The sequence below is a fragment of the Kaistella sp. genome, from assembly GCF_032060305.1.
Classification (GTDB): domain Bacteria; phylum Bacteroidota; class Bacteroidia; order Flavobacteriales; family Weeksellaceae; genus Kaistella; species Kaistella yananensis.
The window spans coordinates 2,900-7,406 of sequence record NZ_DAMBHK010000040.1 but is presented as its reverse complement, the minus strand read 5'-3'; the positions used below and the strand labels follow the sequence as shown (position 1 = coordinate 7,406).

Sequence of the window (4,507 nt, the reverse complement as noted above, 5' to 3'; positions counted from 1 at the left end):
AACAGATCGTAAGCTTCCTGATATTTCCCTTCTTTGAATTTCAGAAGACCTGCATTATAAGCAGAAAGTTTACCAACCTTGGTTCCTGAATATTCTTTATAAGTTCCCAAATAACCAGGATTTGCAGCGGTTTTTCCTCCTAAAGCCAAATCCTCTTTACCATCTGCTAAATTTTTCTGGGCAGCAAGATAGCTCATCGTTGCCTCTTCATTTCTTGGGCCTACATAAAACTGCTCATATGCGAAATATCCCAGAACCAACGCTACCAAAGCCACAAAAACAGTAACTAAAGTTTTAGCATGCTTCTCCAAAAATCTTTCGGTATCCAGTGCACCTCTGTCTAAATCCTTGAAAACTTCTACGGTTTCCTTCCCTTCCATCTCTCTTTTGTCGGTGTGCGTTTTATGTTTTGCCATAATAAATTAAAAAATTGAAGTGCAAATTTAACTGTTTTTGAACGATTTACAAAATAAAGCCTGAAAAAACATTTCGGCTTTAAAATTACAGCCAAACAGCTAAGTTTTTGTTGTTAAAATAGGGGATTTTAAAAGGTTTAATAATCCAGAATTGTATAAACATCTGCTTCGAACTGCTTTAATCTGTCTTCTCCGTGAAGATCTTTCAAACCAATTAAAAAGCTGAACTGCGAAACTGTTGCACCCTGTTTTTCTACCAGTCTTGCAGCGGCTTCAGTTGTACCGCCGGTAGCGAGCAGATCGTCGTGAATAAGAATTCGCTGTCCCGGTTTAATTTGCCCGGTGCGCATTTCAATTTCTGCTGAACCGTATTCTAAATCGTATTTCACGCCGACAAAAGGCGGTGGAAGTTTGCCTGCTTTACGAATGAGTACAAAAGGAACTTCGAGGGCAACTGCAACAGCGATACCGAAGAGATACCCGCGACTTTCGATCCCACAAACTGCATCTACTTTACCGCGACTGAAATTCGCGAGATCAGCAATTACATCTTCGTAGAGTTTTGGATTAAGAAAAATCGGTGTTATATCTTTGAACTGAATTCCAGGTTTTGGAAAATCAGGAATATTTTCAATGGTATTCTCTAAATCGAGAATCAGCTGGGCATTTTTCATTTTAATTGATCTTATAACTTGAAATCTTCCATTCTCCATTTACATTTTTCAACCCAAAAGTTACCTGCAGCGCAGTTGTTTTTCCACTTTTATCAGTTACATCATACGTTGCATTTACACTGGCTGAGTTTGTACTCGAACTTTGAGTGGTAATATTTTTAACATTGATGTTTTTCACTCCGCCAAACCCAGAGGTCGGATTCGAGAATGTTTCATATGATCCCCAGTTAGGATTATCGGAAGTATCGTAGGCTCCTCTCAAGTTTTGGCTTCCAAGATTATTCAGAAAACGGGTAACGCTGGTTTTAGGATCTCCTGAAGGCGCAGCCGGCTGAATTTCTGTGCCAGTAGCAACATCGGTAGGATTTATGACCGGAATATCGGTGTTTGGATTTGCTGGATTCTCTGCTGGATTACCCTGCGGAGAAAGCAAAGTTTTAGGATTTACCGGAACTCCGATTTTAGACATTTTATATGTTTTCTTTGTAGTCTTCACGGAAACTGTAATGTCAATCTTGTTATCGCTGATTTTCTCTGCAGGCAGGGACGCAAATCTTAAATTAAAGCCTTTGAAGTTGTTGTCCTGCATAAGATTCTTAGCGGTTAAAATTCGGGTGCCATTACTGAAAACTTCCATTACCGTTTCTAATGCAGCGCCGGTGAAAACAATAGGATTTCCGGTAGCATCAACAAGTCTTGGAACAATCTGTATCGACTTTGGTCCTAAAATACTGTCGACTGCAAGCGGTTTCGTAGTGACACTTAATGAGTTTGCTGTAATATCATTAGGATCAGATTCTTTTGCTTCCTCGTTTCCGAAAATATTCATTTCACCTAAAGACGGTGGGCCTGTGCTGGTCCATTCGATCCCATTTTCCTGCGCAACTTTGTCTGCGAGAGCAAAAATGCCGGGAACTTTCATTCCGTTAATTAACTTACCCAAAGCATTCAGTTCGTTGACATCGCCATCTGCTTCAACTCCAAAAGTCTTGAGAATATACAAGGCTTCATTGAATTTTACCTGCTGCAGTGTATTAAGACTGGAAGCCATATCGTTGATACTTGACTGTAATGACTTGGTGGTGCTTGCATCAACTTTGTCTTTCTTACATGCAACAAGTAAAAAAGAACAAAATATAATTAGAAAAAAATGCTTCATAAGATGAGGTTTAGATACAAATTTAACAAAAATCCCGACACAAAGCCGGGATTTTTTTATTGAACGATCTATAGAAAATTAGAACGGGTATTCGTAAATTTTTGATTCTTTCACGTAAGGGTTGCCTTCCGGAATTAATTTCAGTTTTGAAAGTGCAGTTAAAACCACAAATACAAACAAACCAACGCCAAACAACACGGAGCCTAAATTAAGGATAAATACTTCCGGTGTCTTCCAGTAAGGTCCTACCGTTCCCGGCATCACCATATTGAAATAATCGAGCCAGTGACCTACAAGTACAATAACTGCAACGGTAGTTACTACGGTATAGTTTCTCTTAATGCTTGAACTTACCAATACCAATAATGGAATAAGGAAGTTTAGAATAAGCATTGGCAGGAACGTTGGTCCATAGTATTTAAACCTTCCGAAGAAATAGTTAACCTCTTCCGGTACGTTTGCATACCAGTAAAGCATAAACTGACAGAACCATGTGTAAGACCAAAGCATACTTGTAGCGAAAAGAAACACTCCTAAATCATGCAGGTGATTATCATTGAACTGCGGTAAAACACCTTTTTTCTTCAGATATACACTGATCAGAATGATCGCTGCAACCGCAGAAGCCAATGTACTTACCATCGCATACCAAATGTACATGGTAGAATACCAGTGAGGGTCAATTGACATTAACCAATCCCAAGCCCAGGCTGCAGATGCAAAACCGAAGAAAGCGATGTATCCGATACTCCAGTTATAGTAAGATGCATAAACTTTTCTGTCTTTAGTTTCATCAACTTTCTTGGAAAGTGTTTTAAGTTTCCATGCGAAGAACGACGCACCCACTACGTAAAGTACGGTTCTGAAAGCATAGAAAGGAATATTTAAGAATATTTTCTTCTCATAAAGGATAGGATCGAAATGTGCGTCACCAGGGGTTGTTAATTCCGGATCCATCCAGTGGAAAAGATGTCCCTGATGGCTGGCATTCAACAGCATGATGATAATAAGAATCGCACCGGCATAAGGTATAAAAGATGCGATAGCTTCCATTACTCTTAAAATAATGATTGACCAGCCTGCATGCGCGGCATTCTGAATAGAATAGAAAAACAATGCACAACAGCTCAGCGCGAACAAAAATACCGCAACGGTGTGAATTGCTGCCAAAGGTTGGTTATGAATCTGCAGTTTTGCATGGTCCATATGGGCTTGATGATCCTGAGGCCCCACCATTTCACTTGAATGGGTAGGAGCATGATTACCGCCGGCATGAACGGCCTCCATCATATGTTCAATTCTTTCATCATCGATACCGTGATTCATAAAGTAACCTACTCCAAAAAGCACTAATCCCAGAACGATAAATATGATTGAATATAATCTTAATTTAGGTGAAAAACTATACATTTTTTAATTCTTTTTATTTAATAGGACTAGTTGTTACACTCGCAGAAGCTGCAGCAGCAGCATCAGTCGCAGGTGCTGCATCAGCAGGAGCTGCTGGAGCAATTCCACCTTTGAAGGCATTCATTACATACATTGCAACTCTCCACCGGTCACCAGGTTTCAATTGTCCTGCGTAAGAACCCATCGCATTTCTACCATTGGTTATTACGTAATGAACTGATCCTACGGTAACCTGTCTGTCAGCATAATTAGGAACCCCAACATAAGCACCGCTGGCAACAATTGGTCCCTGCCCGTCTCCGCCGGTACCGTGGCATGCTGCACAAGCCTGGTTATATAAAAGCTTTCCTCTTTCAATATCTTTTGCCTGATTTGCAGGATTTAATGGAGAAACCGTAACCAATTTAGATGCATCATAACCTCCGTTGTACTGATCGGGCGTCATGGCAGTATTCATTGCTTCATCTGCAACACCATCCTTATTTTGTGCAACAGTACCATTTACAGGACTTAATCCTGTAGCACCGTTATTTTTAACAAAAGCAGGGATTTCATTTTCGTGGTCTGAATATGCATCTTTAGCTTTCATTAAAGGATCATATGCTACCGGAAAGTACATATCAGGAAAATAAACCAATGGTGGATTTTCTTTGCTGCAAGAACTTAATGAAATTGCTGCAAATCCTAAGATGGCTGTAATTTTAAATATATTCTTTGTCATTTGGACAATTTTATTGTTTTTATAATCAAATGGAACCGTTTAACAGGGTTTCATTCTAAGCATCTTTTACCGTAATTTCTTCTACACCGGTATCTATCAGGATTTGTTTTACAGATTCTACATCATC

The 4,507-nt window shown here is 39.6% G+C and carries 4 protein-coding genes and 1 pseudogene; all 5 read right to left on the bottom strand.

Annotated elements, in window-relative coordinates:
- Window positions 1-416 (bottom strand): annotated as a pseudogene (locus V5N63_RS07165) (tetratricopeptide repeat protein); the annotation flags it as partial.
- A gap of 137 nt (window positions 417-553) precedes the next feature.
- Window positions 554-1,090 carry an adenine phosphoribosyltransferase gene (locus V5N63_RS07160; RefSeq protein ID WP_332033402.1) on the bottom strand — a complete coding sequence of 179 codons (537 nt, stop codon included), beginning with the start codon at window positions 1,088-1,090 and terminating at the stop codon, window positions 554-556.
- Window position 1,091: 1 nt separating this feature from the next.
- Window positions 1,092-2,249 carry a hypothetical protein gene (locus V5N63_RS07155; protein ID WP_332033401.1) on the bottom strand — a complete coding sequence of 386 codons (1,158 nt, stop codon included), beginning with the start codon at window positions 2,247-2,249 and terminating at the stop codon, window positions 1,092-1,094.
- Between the two features lie 78 nt (window positions 2,250-2,327).
- Window positions 2,328-3,659: a quinol:cytochrome C oxidoreductase gene (locus V5N63_RS07150; protein WP_332033400.1), complete on the bottom strand. Its 1,332-nt coding sequence runs from the start codon at window positions 3,657-3,659 to the stop codon at window positions 2,328-2,330.
- Between the two features lie 13 nt (window positions 3,660-3,672).
- A complete protein-coding gene (locus tag V5N63_RS07145; RefSeq protein ID WP_332033399.1) occupies window positions 3,673-4,380 on the bottom strand; it encodes a c-type cytochrome in 708 nt (235 codons plus the stop codon).
- Between the last annotated feature and the right edge of the window lie 127 nt (window positions 4,381-4,507).